Annotated in this window: 16 protein-coding genes and 1 pseudogene; 11 read left to right on the top strand and 6 right to left on the bottom strand. The window is 60.3% G+C overall.

Features of this window, described 5'->3' with window-relative positions; translation table 11 throughout:
• Nucleotides 1-85 precede the first annotated feature (85 nt).
• Nucleotides 86-1,504: a DUF1501 domain-containing protein gene (locus AC24GY_RS17965; RefSeq protein WP_487685948.1), complete on the bottom strand. Its 1,419-nt coding sequence runs from the start codon at nt 1,502-1,504 to the stop codon at nt 86-88.
• A 225-nt stretch (nt 1,505-1,729) separates the two neighbouring features.
• Between AC24GY_RS17965 and AC24GY_RS17960 the strand changes: the two genes are divergently transcribed.
• A complete protein-coding gene (locus tag AC24GY_RS17960; RefSeq protein ID WP_422323403.1) occupies nt 1,730-1,966 on the top strand; it encodes a hypothetical protein in 237 nt (78 codons plus the stop codon).
• Here the strand turns inward: AC24GY_RS17960 and AC24GY_RS17955 are convergent.
• The 3 genes from AC24GY_RS17955 to infA are packed head-to-tail and all read right to left on the bottom strand — an operon-like array spanning nt 1,942 to nt 3,308.
• The gene (locus tag AC24GY_RS17955; protein WP_422323405.1) at nt 1,942-2,382 is read right to left on the bottom strand and encodes a DUF2238 domain-containing protein; all 441 of its coding nucleotides are present in this window, start codon (nt 2,380-2,382) and stop codon (nt 1,942-1,944) included. The two genes, AC24GY_RS17960 and AC24GY_RS17955, sit on opposite strands and share 25 nt — an antisense overlap.
• Nucleotides 2,379-2,930, bottom strand: coding sequence for a ribonuclease H-like domain-containing protein (locus tag AC24GY_RS17950; protein ID WP_422323407.1), 552 nt, complete (start codon nt 2,928-2,930; stop codon nt 2,379-2,381). Before AC24GY_RS17950 ends, AC24GY_RS17955 begins: the two co-directional genes overlap by 4 nt.
• A 24-nt stretch (nt 2,931-2,954) precedes the next feature.
• Nucleotides 2,955-3,308, bottom strand: coding sequence for a translation initiation factor IF-1 (gene infA, locus AC24GY_RS17945; protein WP_422323409.1), 354 nt, complete (start codon nt 3,306-3,308; stop codon nt 2,955-2,957).
• 151 nt (nt 3,309-3,459) lie between these two features.
• Here infA and AC24GY_RS17940 point away from each other — a divergent pair, with 151 nt between their 5' ends.
• Nucleotides 3,460-3,753, top strand: a complete 294-nt coding sequence (locus AC24GY_RS17940) for an RNA polymerase sigma factor (protein ID WP_487685945.1) — start codon at nt 3,460-3,462, stop codon at nt 3,751-3,753.
• Entirely contained in the window at nt 3,687-4,541 is an 855-nt protein-coding gene (locus tag AC24GY_RS17935; RefSeq protein ID WP_487685943.1) for a hypothetical protein, read from the top strand. Before AC24GY_RS17940 ends, AC24GY_RS17935 begins: the two co-directional genes overlap by 67 nt.
• 177 nt (nt 4,542-4,718) lie before the next feature.
• Here AC24GY_RS17935 and nadC read toward each other — a convergent pair whose 3' ends face one another.
• Nucleotides 4,719-5,555: a carboxylating nicotinate-nucleotide diphosphorylase gene (nadC, locus tag AC24GY_RS17930; protein ID WP_422321685.1), complete on the bottom strand. Its 837-nt coding sequence runs from the start codon at nt 5,553-5,555 to the stop codon at nt 4,719-4,721.
• Between the two features lie 148 nt (nt 5,556-5,703).
• Here nadC and rplS point away from each other — a divergent pair, with 148 nt between their 5' ends.
• The 3 genes from rplS to AC24GY_RS17915 all read left to right on the top strand — a co-directional run bounded on the left by rplS (nt 5,704) and on the right by AC24GY_RS17915 (nt 10,675).
• Nucleotides 5,704-6,063 (top strand): 50S ribosomal protein L19, encoded by a 360-nt coding sequence (gene rplS / locus AC24GY_RS17925; protein WP_422321684.1) that lies wholly within the window; start codon nt 5,704-5,706, stop codon nt 6,061-6,063.
• Nucleotides 6,064-6,523: 460 nt separating this feature from the next.
• Entirely contained in the window at nt 6,524-6,910 is a 387-nt protein-coding gene (locus AC24GY_RS17920) for a BlaI/MecI/CopY family transcriptional regulator (RefSeq protein WP_487685940.1), read from the top strand.
• An 18-nt stretch (nt 6,911-6,928) separates the two neighbouring features.
• Entirely contained in the window at nt 6,929-10,675 is a 3,747-nt protein-coding gene (locus AC24GY_RS17915; RefSeq protein ID WP_487685938.1) for a penicillin-binding transpeptidase domain-containing protein, read from the top strand.
• A gap of 30 nt (nt 10,676-10,705) precedes the next feature.
• Here AC24GY_RS17915 and AC24GY_RS17910 read toward each other — a convergent pair whose 3' ends face one another.
• Nucleotides 10,706-11,551: an alpha/beta hydrolase gene (locus AC24GY_RS17910; protein ID WP_487685936.1), complete on the bottom strand. Its 846-nt coding sequence runs from the start codon at nt 11,549-11,551 to the stop codon at nt 10,706-10,708.
• 157 nt (nt 11,552-11,708) lie between these two features.
• On the opposite strand from AC24GY_RS17910, the pseudogene rpmH reads away from it, so the two are divergent.
• The 5 genes and pseudogenes from rpmH to AC24GY_RS17885 form a co-directional block, all read left to right on the top strand.
• Nucleotides 11,709-11,843, top strand: a pseudogene (gene rpmH, locus AC24GY_RS17905) (50S ribosomal protein L34); the annotation flags it as partial.
• Between the two features lie 78 nt (nt 11,844-11,921).
• The gene (gene rnpA / locus AC24GY_RS17900; protein WP_422316765.1) at nt 11,922-12,293 is read left to right on the top strand and encodes a ribonuclease P protein component; all 372 of its coding nucleotides are present in this window, start codon (nt 11,922-11,924) and stop codon (nt 12,291-12,293) included.
• The gene (gene yidD / locus AC24GY_RS17895) at nt 12,290-12,526 is read left to right on the top strand and encodes a membrane protein insertion efficiency factor YidD (RefSeq protein ID WP_397381316.1); all 237 of its coding nucleotides are present in this window, start codon (nt 12,290-12,292) and stop codon (nt 12,524-12,526) included. The genes rnpA and yidD overlap by 4 nt, the downstream gene beginning before the upstream one ends.
• Before the next feature lie 165 nt (nt 12,527-12,691).
• Entirely contained in the window at nt 12,692-14,503 is a 1,812-nt protein-coding gene (locus tag AC24GY_RS17890; RefSeq protein ID WP_487685934.1) for a YidC/Oxa1 family insertase periplasmic-domain containing protein, read from the top strand.
• A gap of 6 nt (nt 14,504-14,509) precedes the next feature.
• On the top strand, nt 14,510-14,965 hold the full coding sequence (locus tag AC24GY_RS17885) for a Jag family protein (protein ID WP_487685932.1): 456 nt from the start codon (nt 14,510-14,512) through the stop codon (nt 14,963-14,965).
• The last annotated feature ends 26 nt before the right edge of the window (nt 14,966-14,991 follow it).

Genomic DNA, 14,991 nt, shown 5'->3' with positions numbered 1-14,991 from the left:
TTGGTAGGCATACCCTGCACATTGGGTTCGCTCATCGTCCTGTCGGTGAGTTTCATTCGGAATGATCTGAAAGAACGGAGTCCCCTCACCCCAAAATCCCCGGCACCAGCTCCCCATGCACGTCCGTCAGCCGGAAGTCGCGCCCTTGATACCGGAAGGTCAGGCGTTCATGGTCGAGGCCGAGCAGATTTAAGACGGTGGCGTTGAGGTCGTGGGTGTGTACCGGGTTTTCGGCGATGTTGAAGCCGAAGTCGTCCGTCTTGCCATACACGGTGCCGGGCTTGGTGCCACCGCCGGCCATCCACATCGTGTAAGCATCCTTGTGGTGGTCGCGGCCGGGAGAGGTTTTGACGCCATCGCCATTCGCGCCCTGGCGCAGCGGGGTGCGGCCAAATTCGCCGCCCCAGATCACCAGAGTTTCATCCAGCAGCCCACGTTGTTTGAGATCGCGCACCAGTGCGGCCATGGGTTGGTCCACGTCCTTCGCTTTGGCAGAGAGGGCGCGCTTGAGCCCGCCGTGGTGGTCCCAGTCGGAATCAAACAGCTGCACCATCCGCACGCCGCGCTCGATCAGACGGCGGGCCAGCAGGCAGTTGTTCGCAAAGGAGGCCTTCCCGGGCTGCGCACCGTACATGTCCAGCGTGGCCTGGTTCTCCCGGGTGATGTCCATCAGCTCCGGCACGCTGGTCTGCATGCGGTAGGCCATTTCATACTGGCTGATGCGCGTGGCGATCTCCGGATCTCCCACAATGTCGAGCTGCTGTTCATTGAGCGACTTCACCGCATCCAGCACATGGCGGCGGTCTTTCGTGCTTTGTCCCGGCGGATTGCCAAGAAAGAGCACGGGCTCGCCGCTGCCGCGAAACGGGATCCCTTGGTACACGCTGGGCAGGAAGCCAGTGCTCCACAGCGTGGAGCCCGCGCCGCCCGGAGGTCCGGACTGGAGCACCACGTAGGCGGGCAGGTCGCGGTTCTCAGTGCCGAGTCCGTAGGTGACCCATGCCCCCAGGCTGGGTCGGCCACCCTGGCCAAAGCCCGTGTGCAGAAACATCTGCGCCGGGGCGTGATTGATCTCATTCGTGTGCAGAGACTTCACCACGCAGATGTCATCTGCCACGGTCCCCAGGTGCGGCAGCAGCTCGCTCAGCTCCAGGCCGCTCTGGCCATGCCGCTGAAATTTAAACTCCGTGCCCGCCAGCTTCAGCTCCCCGCCGATGAAGGCAAAGCGTTTGCCTTTCGTCAGCTCCGCCGGGCAGGTCTGCCCATCCATCTTCTGCAGCAGCGGCTTGTAGTCGTAGAGATCCAGCTGCGACGGCGCGCCGATCATGTGCAGATAAATGATGTGCTTGGCCCTCGGCGCGAAGTGCGGCCTCGGACCCGCCAGCGCGGCGGCAGCCGGAAGATCCCGTGCCAGCAAGGACCCCAGCGCCATCGAGCCCAGTCCCAGCCCGGACTGCCGGAAAAACTGGCGGCGGGAGACGTCAAGGAAGGCAGGGGTGGTCATGCGGTGGATGAAACGTGCGCATGAAGGCTGAGATTGCGGGAGTGTTTGGGGGCTCGGCACTTCAACAATCAAAAATCGAATGTTCGACAATCGTCAATCTCTGGGATGTTGGAGCACCGCAGGTGTGCGCGATTGAGGACTGATGAACAAGGATGGTTGATTTTTGTAGGGGGGCGAGGCTCACAAAAACGGTTGCCGACCCCATAGAACATCGGATGAATACCCATGGCACTGGGAACCAAAAATCGACTGCATGAGACGGGCGTGGCCTGCAAAACCTACCTGCGTGAGCAGCACAGCGACAAGCTGGATCTGGTCACGGAGTTCATCGCCGAGATCGAAGGCACCGGCTCCAAGCAGGATCTGACCGCGTGGAATCAGTTCAGCGATCTGCGCCGCAATCAGGCCGAGATGCTGCAGCGTGCGGAAGCGGCCTTTCAGACCTGGCTTGCCGGCGGCTGATCCGCCTTGGCCTCACGCTTCACAGTAAAGCAGCGCACCATCCACGTCAGCGTCAGCGTGGTGAGCGCACCCGTAGCATCCGCGATCAGATCGCGCATCGTTTCGCGCACGCTATGCTGGATGTGCGAGCCAAACACCACATCGGAAAAAAGTTCCGCGAACTCCCAAAACAATCCCACCGTGCAGGCGAGCGCAAAGGTGAAGAGGTAGCGGGCGAACGGGGTCAGGCTGCCAAACCAATGCGCAAAACAGTCCAGCGCATGCCAGATGAAGAACGAGATGGCGACCCCGCCGCTGTAATGCATGACGAAATCCAGCTGCTGCCGCCAGGGTGCGCGCATGATCTTCTGATGAAAAATCAGGACCGCCAGAGGTGCCCAGCCGGCGCGCAGGAGCAGGCGGAGCAGCGGTGTCATACCGGCTTCCAGTTCACCTTGGCTGTCTGCTCGCGGCCATTGCGGTCGTGGTACTTCACGTGGCCGTGCTCCATGCCGTACTCATGCACGCACTTGGTCACCTTCACGTCGTAGCAGCAGTATTCGGCGATCTTCGCCACCTCCCCCTGCTGCCACCATTTGAGAGCGTCCAGACCGTCAGCGGTCTTGCCCATGCCCAGCGTGGCAGCGGCCACGGCGTCGAGCTTGATGCGGTGGCCGAGCACCTTTTCGAGGTCGATCAGCAGATCCAGGCTGTGCGGAAGATCGGCTGAATCAAAGAGCAGATCGTGACCTTTGAGCACTTCGTAGTCAAAGCCGATGTGATTGAAGCCGACAACGAGATCGGCGTTCTTGAGCTGGCGGATGAGATCCGGGGTCTCTTCCTGCGTGTAGATGCTGTACTCGTTCTGCTTGGTGCTGAACGTGCAGGCCACGGAGATGCCCATCATGTGCTTGTTGCCCCAGCCGCCGACATCGTTCGCGGTGCGGCGTGTTTCGAGGTCGAAATAAACAATGTCTCCAGCCATGAGATCGCGTGGGCCTGCGTCAGCTTAGCCGATGCGATAAACGATGCGCGCCTTGTCCATGTCGTAAGGGGACATTTCGATCTTCACCGCATCGCCGATGACGAGACGGATGAATTTCTTGCGCATCTTGCCGGAGATATGAGCCAGCACTTCGTGGCCGTTGCGCAGCTTCACTCGGAACATGGTGCCCGCGAGCACGGCGGCGATGGTGCCTTCGAGTTCGATGGCTTCTTCCTTCTGCTTGCCGGCGTCCACAGGCTCCGGCGGACGTGGTGGTGGGACGAAGCGGGGCGGACCGCTGGGGCGGCGGGGGCCGCCGCGTGAAGGACCGCGATTTGGGCCACTGCGTGATGGGCCGCGATTGGGGGGACGTGACATGCGTAAAAAAAGTAGGGTTTGAGGATGCTCCCACACGCGGGGATTACAAGGGTAATTTTGTGCCGTGACTGGCGGGGAAGCCCGCGCTGTCAAATTCGGACAGACAAAAATCTCGCCGCCATCCGTCCTGTCCGTGAAACTCCCCCCTCGCATGCCCGCCGCCCCGACACTGCCCGAACTCTACGATGCCCATGCGGCGGGCCTGTTCCACTATTTCACCAGTTTCACCGGCAACGAGGCGGACGCCAAGGACCTGCTGCAGGAGTTTTTCATCAAGCTGGCACGTCAGACCATCCCGCCGGGCATCGCCAACCTGCGCGCCTGGCTCCTGCGGCTGGCGCACCACCACGCCATCGACTGGCTGCGGAGAAAATCGCCTTGGCCTACGAGGCCGAGCCTCTGCTCCTCGGCTGTCTGGTGGGCTTCGCTGCGGAGACGATGGTGAATGAGAGCCTTTGGGAAGGCCTGCGCCAGAGACTCTTTACGGACGCAGAACTGCAGACTCTGCAAGGCCTGATCAGATCCCATGATCTGGACAAGGTCCTGCTGCAGGCATTCCGTGGGGAGCGTGCCTGCGCGGTGAGTTCCCTGGGCTTTATGCAGAACGCTGCGGACAAGAAAATGATGTCCTACAAGGATCTCCCTGACTTTGGCGATGTAATCATCAGTCTGTCACTACGCCGGATCAAGTTTGTGCCGGGCGGTTTGTTCCACCACTGGATGAGCGTGATCGCGGAGATGGAATGGAAGCACGCGATTCTTCCTCTGCGCGACGGGGGGATCAGGGCGGCACTCAAAGGGGGCGGGGCCATGAAGGCGGAATTGGACGCTAACGAGAGTAGGCTGCTGCACCCAGACTACTTATTGCCCCGCATGGCGCTGCCGGCCCTCACCACGGTATGTGCCAATGCCGCGATGGTGCAGGCGCGCCAGCATCAGGTGCTGGCGGCCATCGCACTGGAGCGCTTTTATTTAAAGAACGCCTGCTATCCTGCGGCGCTGCAGGAGCTCGTGCCCGAGTTTACCCCCGCTGTTCCGCAGGATCCCTGGGATGGCAGGGAAATGCACTACCGCATGACAGCAGCGGGTCGTTACACGCTGTGGTGCGTTGGCATGGATGGCAAAAACGACGAAGGCCAGGTGAACAAGAACGGCGTGGCCATGCGGAGCCACATGTACCTCGGCGACTGGACCTGGCAGTACGAGCCGGTGAAGACGGATTCCAAAAAGTAGCTGTGGAGCGCGGAATTGATTCCGCAGCACTCCTCAAACGCACACAGCTCCGAAACTTTCCTGCCGCTCTTTCTTTCTCTCAGCCGAAGTCTTCGTATTGGCAAAGTTCTCCATGCAAGTTCCGCCCACTGAGCGCAGGCGACCTGCTGCGGAATAAATTCCGCGCTCCGAAGGCGCTCAATACAAATCCAACCCCAGATCCAGCGCACGCGATGAATGCGTCAGCGCCCCCACAGAAATTGCGTTCACACCCGTGGCCGCAACATCCTTGATCGTTTCGATCGTGATGCCACCGCTGGCCTCCAGCCAGAGCTTGCCGTTCACCAGTTTCACCGCCTCGCGCAGTTTTTCAGGCCCCATGTTGTCCAGCAGCAGCATGTCCACACCTTCCAGCGTCAGGAAGCCAGCCACCTGATCCAGCGTGTCTGCTTCCAACTGCACGCGCACACCCGGGCGCTCCGCACGCAGTTTATGAATGGCGGCCTGCAGGGAAGTCAGGTCGCTGTTGGCCGCCAGGTGGTTGTCCTTGACCATGGCATGGTCATACAGGCCCATGCGGTGGTTGGTGCCGCCACCGTCTTTCACAGCGGCTTTTTCGATCAAACGCCAGCCAGGAGTCGTTTTCCGCGTGTCCCACACCTGCACCGGGTGCGGCTTCACCGCTTCCACGTAGCGTTGCGTTTGCGCAGCCACACCGCAGAGACGCTGGAGAAAATTCAGCGCCGTGCGCTCGGCCGTGAGCAGGGAACGCGTGCTGCCGGCGGCCTTCATGAGGATGCTGCCCCGCACAAAGGGGCTGCCATCAGGAATGCAGACCTCCACCTCCAGCGTCGGATCGATTTCCTTGAAGACGGTCACGGCGATTTCAGCCCCGGAAACGATGCCGGGCTCACGGGCGACGATCTCGGCCCGGGAGCGTGAATCGGCTGGCGTGAAGTAAAGGGAGGTGACGTCTCCCGTGCCGACATCTTCGGCAATGGCGGCGCGGATCAGGGCTAAAACAGAGGGTTCCATGGGTACCCCGAGGATAGGCCGGAGCGGTGAGGTTTCCAGTACGGGGAAAAACAGGTTGCCAAATTTTAAAAACTCTACATCTTCCCCGCCCCTCGCCCCCGGCCTGACTGATTCATGGCCTTGCGTAGCGTGGCCATAGGAGCGTGTCATGAGCAACATCATCGAAAAGATCAATCAAGAGCAGCTGAAAAAGGAAGTCACCACTTTCACCGTGGGTGACAGCGTCAAGGTCCACACGCGAGTCGTGGAAGGCGATAAAGAGCGTATCCAGATTTTCGCAGGCATCGTTATCGCCCGCAAAGGCCACGGCATCAACGAAGCCTTCACCGTCCGCAAAATTTCCTATGGCGAAGGCGTGGAGCGTGTTTTCCCGCTGCACAGCCCGAAGGTGGCCAAGGTCGAAGTGACCAAGAACGGCAAAGTGCGTCGCGCCCGCCTGCACTACCTCCGTCAGCGCCAGGGTAAGGAAGCCATGTCCGTGAAAGAACTCGCCCAGAGCGAAAACTAATTTCCGACTGTCGAAGTTTTTGAAAAGGGAGGGCTGCAAAGCCCTCCCTTTTTTTGTGATTGAGCGTGTTTCAAAACGCATTGCCAGATCGAGCTGACGAAGCAGTCGAGGATCCCCGTGGACTCAGTTGGAGCATTTTAAATAACTTCATAGTCTTCTTGGTCATAACATCGTGCGGACATTGAGCGAATCTCCTCTCCCCACCGGATGGTACAGCAATGTCCAAGACCTCCTTTGGGGAGAGGTTAGGGTGAGGGGACTCGCTTTGTGCCGCACGATGGCAAGAGTTAAGAGGACTATAAATTTGCATAAATCGTTCTAGATCAGCGATAAATGGCTATCCGTCGCTTTCCGCGAGCTGGTCGGCGCTTAATGAAAAATCAAATCAGCGTCCCAATTCGTTAAATTTTTCTTGTTTGCACTTGCCAAGTCGGTTTCCATTCGCTAAAAAAATAGCGAAATGTCCGACACCACTAATCTTTCCCGGCGCGAGCGCCAGATCATGAACGTCCTCCACGCGGAGGGCAGCGCCACGGTAGCCACGGTCCAGGCCCAGCTGCCAGACCCACCCACAGACATGGCCGTCCGCCGGCTCATGCACATCCTGGAGGAGAAGGGCCATGTGAAGCGCCTGCGCAAAGAAGGCCGCGAAGTCATTTACGCCCCCGCGCAGTCCAAAGCCCATGCGGGCCTGAATGCCCTGAAACTGGTGCTCGACACCTTCTTCGGCGGCGCAGTGGACGAAGCGCTCGCCGCCCACCTCACCCGCAAAGACGCCGCACTCACGGATGAGCAGACCGCGCGCATCCAGAAGCTCATCGATGAAGCAAAACGCGAAGGCCGCTGATTTTCAACCGCACCCCTCATGAACACGACACTCTTGCTCGATCTCCTTTCCCACACCACACTCAAAGGTGCGGCGGTGCTGCTTGTGGCGCTGCTCCTCGGCCTCAGGTTACGCCGCACAGCCGCCGCGCGCCGCTACGCCCTGTGGATCACCGCCATCACCACGCTGGCCGTTCTACCCTTGGCGATGTGGGTGCTTCCTGCATGGCATGTGCTGCCACAAACGTCCACCACTCTGGACCGGCCCATGATGGAGTTGAAGCCGGTCAGTGAAAACGCCGAATTTTTCCCATTATCCGAAGACCTCGATTTCACAGTGCCTGCAGCCGGGCCTGCCATGCCTGTGCCAGCCCAGGCTCCTTCGAGCACTTCCTTTTCTTGGAATATTTCATGGCAGGATGTGGTAGAATTTTTGCCTGTGATGTGGATGCTCATCGCTGGCCTGCTGCTGCTGCGGCTGGGACGCAGCGCATGGCGTCTGCATCGCCTGGAGGCTACGCTGAAGCCGGGTGAATGCGCCCTGCTGGAACAGACCGCGAGTGAGCTTGGATTGAAACGCATGCCACAGGTGCTTCTCGGCCCCAGCGATTCCGTGCCGATGGTCTGGGGTGTCCTGCGACCACGCCTGCTGCTGCCTTCGGGATTTGAAACCTGGTGCCCAGAGAAACAATGCGGTGTCCTTCTGCACGAACTCGCCCATTTGAAACGCGGCGATCCTCTCGCTCTCTGGGCCGCGCAATGGGTGAAAGCCCTTCATTGGTTCAATCCTCTCGTCTGGCTGACCTTCCGTGCACTGCGCGCCGATCAGGAGCGCGCCTGCGACGATGCCGTGCTGCGCCACGGCGTGCGTGCCAGCGACTACGCGCAGTCCCTGCTCGATCTCAGCCGTCACAACCGCCTCGCTCCAGGCCTGTCACTCTGCGCTCTCACCATCACCCGCTGCGCCCCCGTCGAAGCACGAGTGCAAGCCATCCTTGATCCCCAACGCCGCCGCGAAGGCCTCAATCTGCGCTGGATTGCCGGACTCGCAGGCTGCGCCCTCCTTGTCACTCTGCCCGTGGCCATGCTGCATGCCATCGAGGACTCCGTGCTTCGCGGTCGCATTCTGGATCGCAACGGCGTGGTGCTGGCGGAAAGCACGAAGGAGAAAGCGCGGAATTATCCGCTGAAGACTCTCGCTGCTCATATGGTCGGTTACACTCGCAGCCCCGATGAAGAGCACGTGCAGATTTATGGTGGGGCCGCTTTGGAAAAGCAGCACAATGCAGCGCTAGCGACGGGCAAGGACGTGGCTCTGACCCTCGACATGCGTGTGCAGTCTCTCGCTGATCAGGCCATGAAGGAAGCCGGCGTCACGCGCGGTGCCGCAGTTGTGCTGGATCCACGTACCGGAGAAATTCTGGCCGCCGTTTCGCTGCCCAGCTTTGACCCAAACCTGTTCATTCCCTCCATTGCCAGGAAAAATTGGGAGACTTATCTGGGCGACCGAGATGTGCCTCTGCTCAACCGCTGTGTGAAAGGCTTCTCCCCGGGCTCCACCTACAAATTGCTCCCCGGGCTGGCAGGCGGTGTGGCGGGGATCACCGGGCAAAAGTTCAACTGCACCGGCACCGTGACTTATGGCAGCAAAGCCATGCACTGCTGGATCCACAGTCAAAACGGCGGCGGGCATGGCCTGCTGGGAATGAGCGAGGCTCTGGCCGTGAGCTGCAATTGTTACTGGTATCAGTTTGGCAACGCGGCAGGCATCGACCAGATCGAAACCATGGGCCGCAAGATCGGCTTTGGCAGCGCCTATGGCATCACAGATGAAGAGGACGAGGGCATCCTGCCAGGCCCCTCCTGGCTGAAACAACATCACCCCAAGGAACAATGGTCGCATGGATACACGGCCAACACCTCCATCGGCCAGGGTTTTGTCATGGCCACGCCGCTGCAAATGGCGGTGCTCGCGGCCACGGTGGGCACTGGCGGCAAGGTGCCGCAGCCCGTTATCGTCAAACCAGAAGAGCCAGGTAAATGGCGGGTGGATTTGACGCAGGGAATGCTGACTGCCGCCGAACTGGAACCGCTGCGCGAAGGCATGCGCCTCGCGGTGAACAGCGACTCCGGCACCGGTCGTCCGGCCCGGAGCGATCAAGTGGTGATCGCCGGCAAAACCGGCACCGCTCAAAATTGGCGCACGGATGCAAACGGCACGAAGCAGGAAGACAATCACGGCTGGTTCATCGGTTTCGCTCCCTTTGAAAATCCAAGAATCGCTTTTGCCATCATCAAGAATGGGGCCAAGACCGGTGGCGGCGATTGCGGCCCCGTTGCGAAGCGCATCGTGGAAGAAGCGCTGGCGCTGCCTCTGGATGGTTCCGGTGAAGTGAAACCGGTGGAGGAAAAGAGCGTGGAGGCGCAGCCGAAGTCCTATTTCAAATTCGATCCCAAGCCGCTTCAGATCATCAATAAAACGACTGCCAAGGTGATCAGCCGAAGCTCCAGCGCTTCGTCTCACAGCCTTGTAATCGACAAAGGTTCGCTCGACGGCATCGTGGCCAACAGCCCGGTGATCACATCGTTGGGTTTGGTGGGAAGGACGGCCGAGCCAAAGCCCCACACGACGAAGGTGATTCTGCTCACGGACAAGCTCTGCCTCGTCTCGGCCAGGGTCGAAGGGACAGTGGAGCAGGGGATTCTGAGTGGTGAGCATTCGGCTCAGGACGGCCCTCTTCAGCTGCATCTCCGTTTCCTCAGCCGTCATGCCGCAATCACCGCTGAGTCCAACGTGTACACTTCGGGTGAAGGCGGAGTTTTTCCGCCCGATCTGCATCTGGGACGCGTGAAGCTTTTCAAAAGCGGGGACTTTTCCGGAGAAGCCATGGTTGAACCAGCCATTGACTTCGCGGCTCTGGATCAGGTGTCCGTGATCGAGGTGAAGGCCGAGCCATCTGATCAAAAACCAGCCACTCAACCCAAGTCCGCAGACCAGGCTCAAATCCGTCCGCAGGGCGATGCTGAAATACGCATGAAGCCTGCGCTGGCTAACCGGTGGGCAGCTTTGAAACAAGCCGGACTCCTGGCAGACCTGCCAGCTAGCGCCCGCCCGTTTGGTCTTGGGGATAGGAATTCGGAGCGCCAGATGAAAAGCGTGCCGGAGTTTCATTTTAGGACGTCACGGGCGGACCTGCGCCTCTGGCTTTTGGACTCGCACTGTTCTCCTGCAAAAGCGGACCCGTTTGCATCAAGGCCCTCGCTGCTGTGGGAACCACCTGCGGTTGAAGACATTGCAGCGGACTGGCCCGCCCCTCCGGAGCCATTTCAGCGCACCTACGCTGCCGCCGGTCACTGCGAGGTCCACATCCACGCTTCAGATGGCGAGCATGTGACCGTGACCATTCGCCAGAGAAAACCGTCCATTCTGATCGCACCAGATGAATCTCAGGAACCACGTCCTGCGGGCAGGCTGACTCCTGAATATCCTGGAAAGAGCCTCTCTCAGAGTGAGTCCGCACGGCCTGCGATCGGCATAGCCTTGCAAACACTTCACCCAACGATCTCATCAGATGAACGCGAGTACCAGCCAACCTTCCGGCCGCAACCACTCCAGTACAGAGACAGAGTGCAAGCACCGCCTTCCGCCCCCACACTCGACATGCCATTTCCGTTGAACCGTCTCCATCAAGATCTCAGCGCCGATTCGGAAAAAGCTCTGCGACGCAGCTTGGGAAGCGGCACTCGCATGCAGCAGACTTTGTGGGTCAGAGCACAGCAGCACTAGCGATGACAAACGGCGGCCACTGCGCAGCTTTCACTGCTTCAGCAGCCCACTGTCCGTCAGCCACTCCGTAAACCGCATCGGCCATCTCGCCGCCGCACTCGGCTTGGCATCCGCCTTGTACCCGAAGCCGTGGCCGGCATTGGCGAAGATGTGCATCTCCGCTTTCACACCGGCGGCCTTGTATTTGAGGTAGAGCGTCGCCATGCCTTCGGAGATGTCCGGGCGGTCGCTATAGCCCGCGGCAATGAAAAGCGGAGGCATGCCCTTGGTGGCATTGAAGAGCCCGGAGGTGCCGGGGTAGATGAGGCCCTGGAAATCCGGACGGCTGCTCTGCTGCTCAATGGGATCAGCGGCGTCTTTCTGGCCCGGATCATTCGTCATGGCGGCAAAAGCGGCCAGCTCGCCCCCGGCGGAGAAGCCGAGGATGCCGATGCGATCCGGCTGGATGTGCCACTCGGCGGCCCGGCTGCGCACCGTGCGGATGGCCCGGCGGGCGTCCGCCATGGCATGGTCCTGAATGGTGTAGGTGCTGCCGGGTTCACGGGCCAGGCGGTATTTCAGCACAAAAGCCGCGATGCCGTGATCACGGAACCATTCCGCCAAGGCGTAGCCTTCATGCCCTAGACAGAGCTTGGAGTGACCGCCGCCGGGACAGATGATGACGGCGGTGCCGGTGGATTTGTCCGCAGCAGGAACGTACGGGGTGATCGTGGGCTTGTGCACGTTGCACACATTGCTGCCCTCGATTTTCTCCGGCTCGGCCGCCCGTGCTTCAGAACCGGGGGCTCCATTTGGCCACAGCGGGAGGGCTGCGGGAGTGTCGGCGGCGCAGAGGGCAAGAGGCAAAAAGAGGCTGGCGAGAAAGGGTCGGATCATGGGTCGAATGTAACGTTGAGAAAACCGAAGTTTACTGGAAATCATCGCATGATTGACAAATCAAAGACTCCCGCTAGTTTCGCGCCCCCTTTTCGAGGGGAGGCCGTGATTTGTCCGGTCTGAGCTCCCACTTTCCCTTTCACCACCCCACACGCCCATGCCAAAGACATTCAGGACCTACCAGCCTTCCAAGCGCACGCGCAAGCAGCAGTTTGGTTTCCGCGCACGCACGAAGACCGCAAATGGTCGCGACATCCTGCGCCGCCGTCGTCGCGCCGGACGCAAACGCCTCCTGCCAAAGGGCGTGGAACTCCACTTCAAGCGTCACACCCAGCAGCACACCTAATTCTGCTGCGGCGCGCTCCTTATCATGCGCCTTCCCTCAAGCCTGCGGATGAAACTCGCGTGCGATTTCGCACGGGTCAAAACGCAGGGCAGCAGCCAGGCCGGAAAATTTCTGGTGCTGGGTGCTTTGCGTGTGGAAGCGCTGAAGGAGTTCCAGTTTGGCCTCATCACCGGGGGCAAGCTGGGCAACGCCGTCGTACGCAACCGCATCCGCCGTCTGCTGCGCGAGATCGTGCGTGCACACCGCGCGGAGATCGCTCCCGGCTGGCAGATGGTGATCATCGCCCGCTGGCGTGCCCCCAAAGCCACGCTCGCCGAACTGGAAAGTGACTGGCTGCGGCTGGCTCGGCGCATGAATCTGCTCACCCAGAAGCTCCCTGCCCCGCCCGCACCATGAAATGGCTCATCCGAATTTTCATCCGCGGCTATCAAGTGTTCATCTCCCCCGTCATTCACGCCATTGGCGGTCCCGGCTCCGGATGCCGCTACACCCCGACTTGCTCGCGGTACTTTCTCCAGGCCGTGGAAACCCACGGCGTTCTACGCGGCTGCTGGCTCGGCCTCTGCCGCATCGGCCGCTGTCATCCCTGGGGTGGTCACGGGCATGATCCCGTGCCGGACAAGAAATGACCAAACCCGCATGACGAATTTTGCCAGACAATGTAGTCGCGCAGACGGGGGTCGCTCGCCATTTGTCCGTCTGCTTTCGCCCTTGCTCCCCAGCCGTGTCTCCGCCCTGACCTAGGAGACCCGCATTTTCACAAAAACCTCTCTCACCCAAAGCTAAAAAATTTCATGGACCGCAAAAGTTGGATCATCGTGACGCTCTGCGTCATCCTCGCGGGGGTAAACCTGTACTACGTGCAGGAAAATCAGAAGCTCGCCCAGGCCGAGGCCGCGCGCATCAAGCAGGAGCAGGCCGCTAAAAAAGCGGCGGAAACACCCGCAGCACCTTCAGCCGCGACCCCCGCCCCCGGCGTCACACCCGCAGCGCCTGCGGCTCCCGTGGCTGCCGCAGTGCCGGTGGAAACTCACTCCATCAAAGTGGGCACCGTCACGTTTGAACTCACCTCCAAAGGCGGCGGCATCGCCCGCGCCGCACTGGCCGGCACGGATCAGGTGACCCTGAACAAGAACGGCCTGGAAGCCATCGGCGCCCTGCGTCGCGAAGCCTCCGGCATGGATGCCCTGGCCTACAAGCTGACCGAAAAGAGCGACAAGAGCGCCACCTTCGAAGGCACCACCGCCGAAGGGATCGTGGTGACTAAAAAGTACACCCTGACCGAAGGCCCGGAAGGAGACGAGCATCTCATCGATCTCAAGATCACCCTCAAAAACACCGGCACTGCGCAGCATCGCTCTGAGGAATACTACCTCTACACTGGCGCTGCCACCGCTCTGAAGCATGACGAAGGACGCTATGACGGCTTCTTCTGGAACAACGCTGGGGACACAGACCACGAGCTGTCGAAATACTTTGGCAAGGGCTTCTTCAGCGCTGCGCCGACGGAGTACCGCCAATCCTTCAATGCACTGCGCTACGCAGGCGTGATGAGCCGCTTCTACACCCATATCGTCACCCGCATGGCGGAGAAGGATGCCCCCGCCAAGCTCTGGGCTGGCCGCCGCAAACTCGCACAGCCGATTGATGCAGCCAGCGTGGGCAAGGCGGAGATCGAAGACTTCACCTACGATGCCGCCATGAGCCTGCCGGTGGTGGATCTCGCCCCGGGTGCCTCGGTCACGGAAAATTACCAGATCTACCTCGGCCCGAAGGAATACGACCGCCTCAGCCGCATCGGCCACCAGCGCAGCTACGCGATGTTTTACGGCTACTTCAAGATCGTCAGCATCGCCCTCTCCAAAGTCATGCGCTGGATGCACAACATCAGCGGCAGCTGGGGTCTGGCGGTCATCCTTCTGACGATTTTCGTCCGTCTCTGCCTCTGGCCGATTCATGCGAAATCCACCATGACCATGAAGCGCATGGGCCTCCTCGGTCCGCTCATGAAAGAGCTGCAGGAGAAGTACAAGGACAATCCGCAGCAGCAGCAGATGGAGACCATGAAGCTCTACAAGGACTACGGTGTGAATCCGCTGGGTGGCTGCCTCCCCTTGTTCCTGCAGTTCCCCATCTTCATCGGTCTCTACAGCGTGCTGGAAGTGGCGGCCGAGCTTCGCGGCCAGTCCTTCTGGTGGGTCCGGGATCTGGCTGCCGCAGACACCCAGGGCCAGTTGCTGGGTTTCAACATCAACCCCCTGCCCATCATCATGGGCCTCACCATGGTGGCCCAGATGAAGCTCACCCCGCAGCCTGCGACGGTGGACAAGACCCAGCAGCGCATCTTCATGCTGATGCCCCTGTTCTTCCTCTGGATCAGCTATGACTTCGCCGCCGCCCTGGCGCTTTACTGGTCCACCCAGAACATTTTCAGCGTCTTCCAGACCCGGATCATGAAACTTTACATGCCCGAGCCCAAGCTTGAGAAAGTAGCGCTCAAGCCCGCAGCCAAAGCCGCACCGGCTCAAAACCCCTTCTTCAACTCGGGAGCACCCTCAAAAGATAACAAGAAAAAAGGCCCGAAACCGCCACGTCTGGGAGGCTAGAGATCCATGACACCCCTCGAACACTCACGCCATATTCTTGACACGATGCTCGGCTATCTGGGCTTCGTGGTCCAGATCGAGGAGGACAACGGCCCTGACGGCCCCACGTTGCAGGTGCTCACAGATGATTCGGACGCCCTCATCGGCCGCCGCGGAGAGACTCTCGAAGACATCCAGTACCTGGTAAACCGCGTCCTGCAGCGCCACATCAAGGACGCCCCGCGCGTCCGCGTGGACGTGGAATTTTACCGCTCCATGCGTGAGGACAAGATGGTCGCTCGTGCCAAGGAGCTCGGCGACCGCGTGCGCGCCACCGGCCAGAACGCGGACCTCCCGCCGATGAACAGCTACTACCGCCGCCTCATCCACAACGTCTTCGTCAACGACCCCGAAGTCATGAGCGTGAGCCAGGACGGCAGTGCCCGCTTCAAGCGCATCGTGCTCAAACGCCGCTCCAGCTAGTCCATTTCCCCTTCGCACGGAGGAAA

Source organism: Prosthecobacter sp. Pr1, from assembly GCF_057652315.1.
Note: the sequence above shows the minus strand (reverse complement) of the source record. Positions and strands in the feature narration are given on the sequence as shown.

Coding starts and splice junctions, on each gene's coding strand:
- AC24GY_RS17890 (WP_487685934.1), top strand. CDS start 12,692: ATGGACCGCAAAAGTTGGATCATCGTGACGCTCTGCGTCATCCTCGCG.
- rnpA (WP_422316765.1), top strand. CDS start 11,922: ATGCGCCTTCCCTCAAGCCTGCGGATGAAACTCGCGTGCGATTTCGCA.
- nadC (WP_422321685.1), bottom strand. CDS start 5,555: ATGGAACCCTCTGTTTTAGCCCTGATCCGCGCCGCCATTGCCGAAGAT.
- AC24GY_RS17940 (WP_487685945.1), top strand. CDS start 3,460: ATGCCCGCCGCCCCGACACTGCCCGAACTCTACGATGCCCATGCGGCG.
- AC24GY_RS17960 (WP_422323403.1), top strand. CDS start 1,730: ATGGCACTGGGAACCAAAAATCGACTGCATGAGACGGGCGTGGCCTGC.
- infA (WP_422323409.1), bottom strand. CDS start 3,308: ATGTCACGTCCCCCCAATCGCGGCCCATCACGCAGTGGCCCAAATCGC.
- yidD (WP_397381316.1), top strand. CDS start 12,290: ATGAAATGGCTCATCCGAATTTTCATCCGCGGCTATCAAGTGTTCATC.
- AC24GY_RS17950 (WP_422323407.1), bottom strand. CDS start 2,930: ATGGCTGGAGACATTGTTTATTTCGACCTCGAAACACGCCGCACCGCG.
- AC24GY_RS17910 (WP_487685936.1), bottom strand. CDS start 11,551: ATGATCCGACCCTTTCTCGCCAGCCTCTTTTTGCCTCTTGCCCTCTGC.
- AC24GY_RS17920 (WP_487685940.1), top strand. CDS start 6,524: ATGTCCGACACCACTAATCTTTCCCGGCGCGAGCGCCAGATCATGAAC.
- AC24GY_RS17885 (WP_487685932.1), top strand. CDS start 14,510: ATGACACCCCTCGAACACTCACGCCATATTCTTGACACGATGCTCGGC.
- rplS (WP_422321684.1), top strand. CDS start 5,704: ATGAGCAACATCATCGAAAAGATCAATCAAGAGCAGCTGAAAAAGGAA.
- AC24GY_RS17915 (WP_487685938.1), top strand. CDS start 6,929: ATGAACACGACACTCTTGCTCGATCTCCTTTCCCACACCACACTCAAA.
- AC24GY_RS17955 (WP_422323405.1), bottom strand. CDS start 2,382: ATGACACCGCTGCTCCGCCTGCTCCTGCGCGCCGGCTGGGCACCTCTG.
- AC24GY_RS17965 (WP_487685948.1), bottom strand. CDS start 1,504: ATGACCACCCCTGCCTTCCTTGACGTCTCCCGCCGCCAGTTTTTCCGG.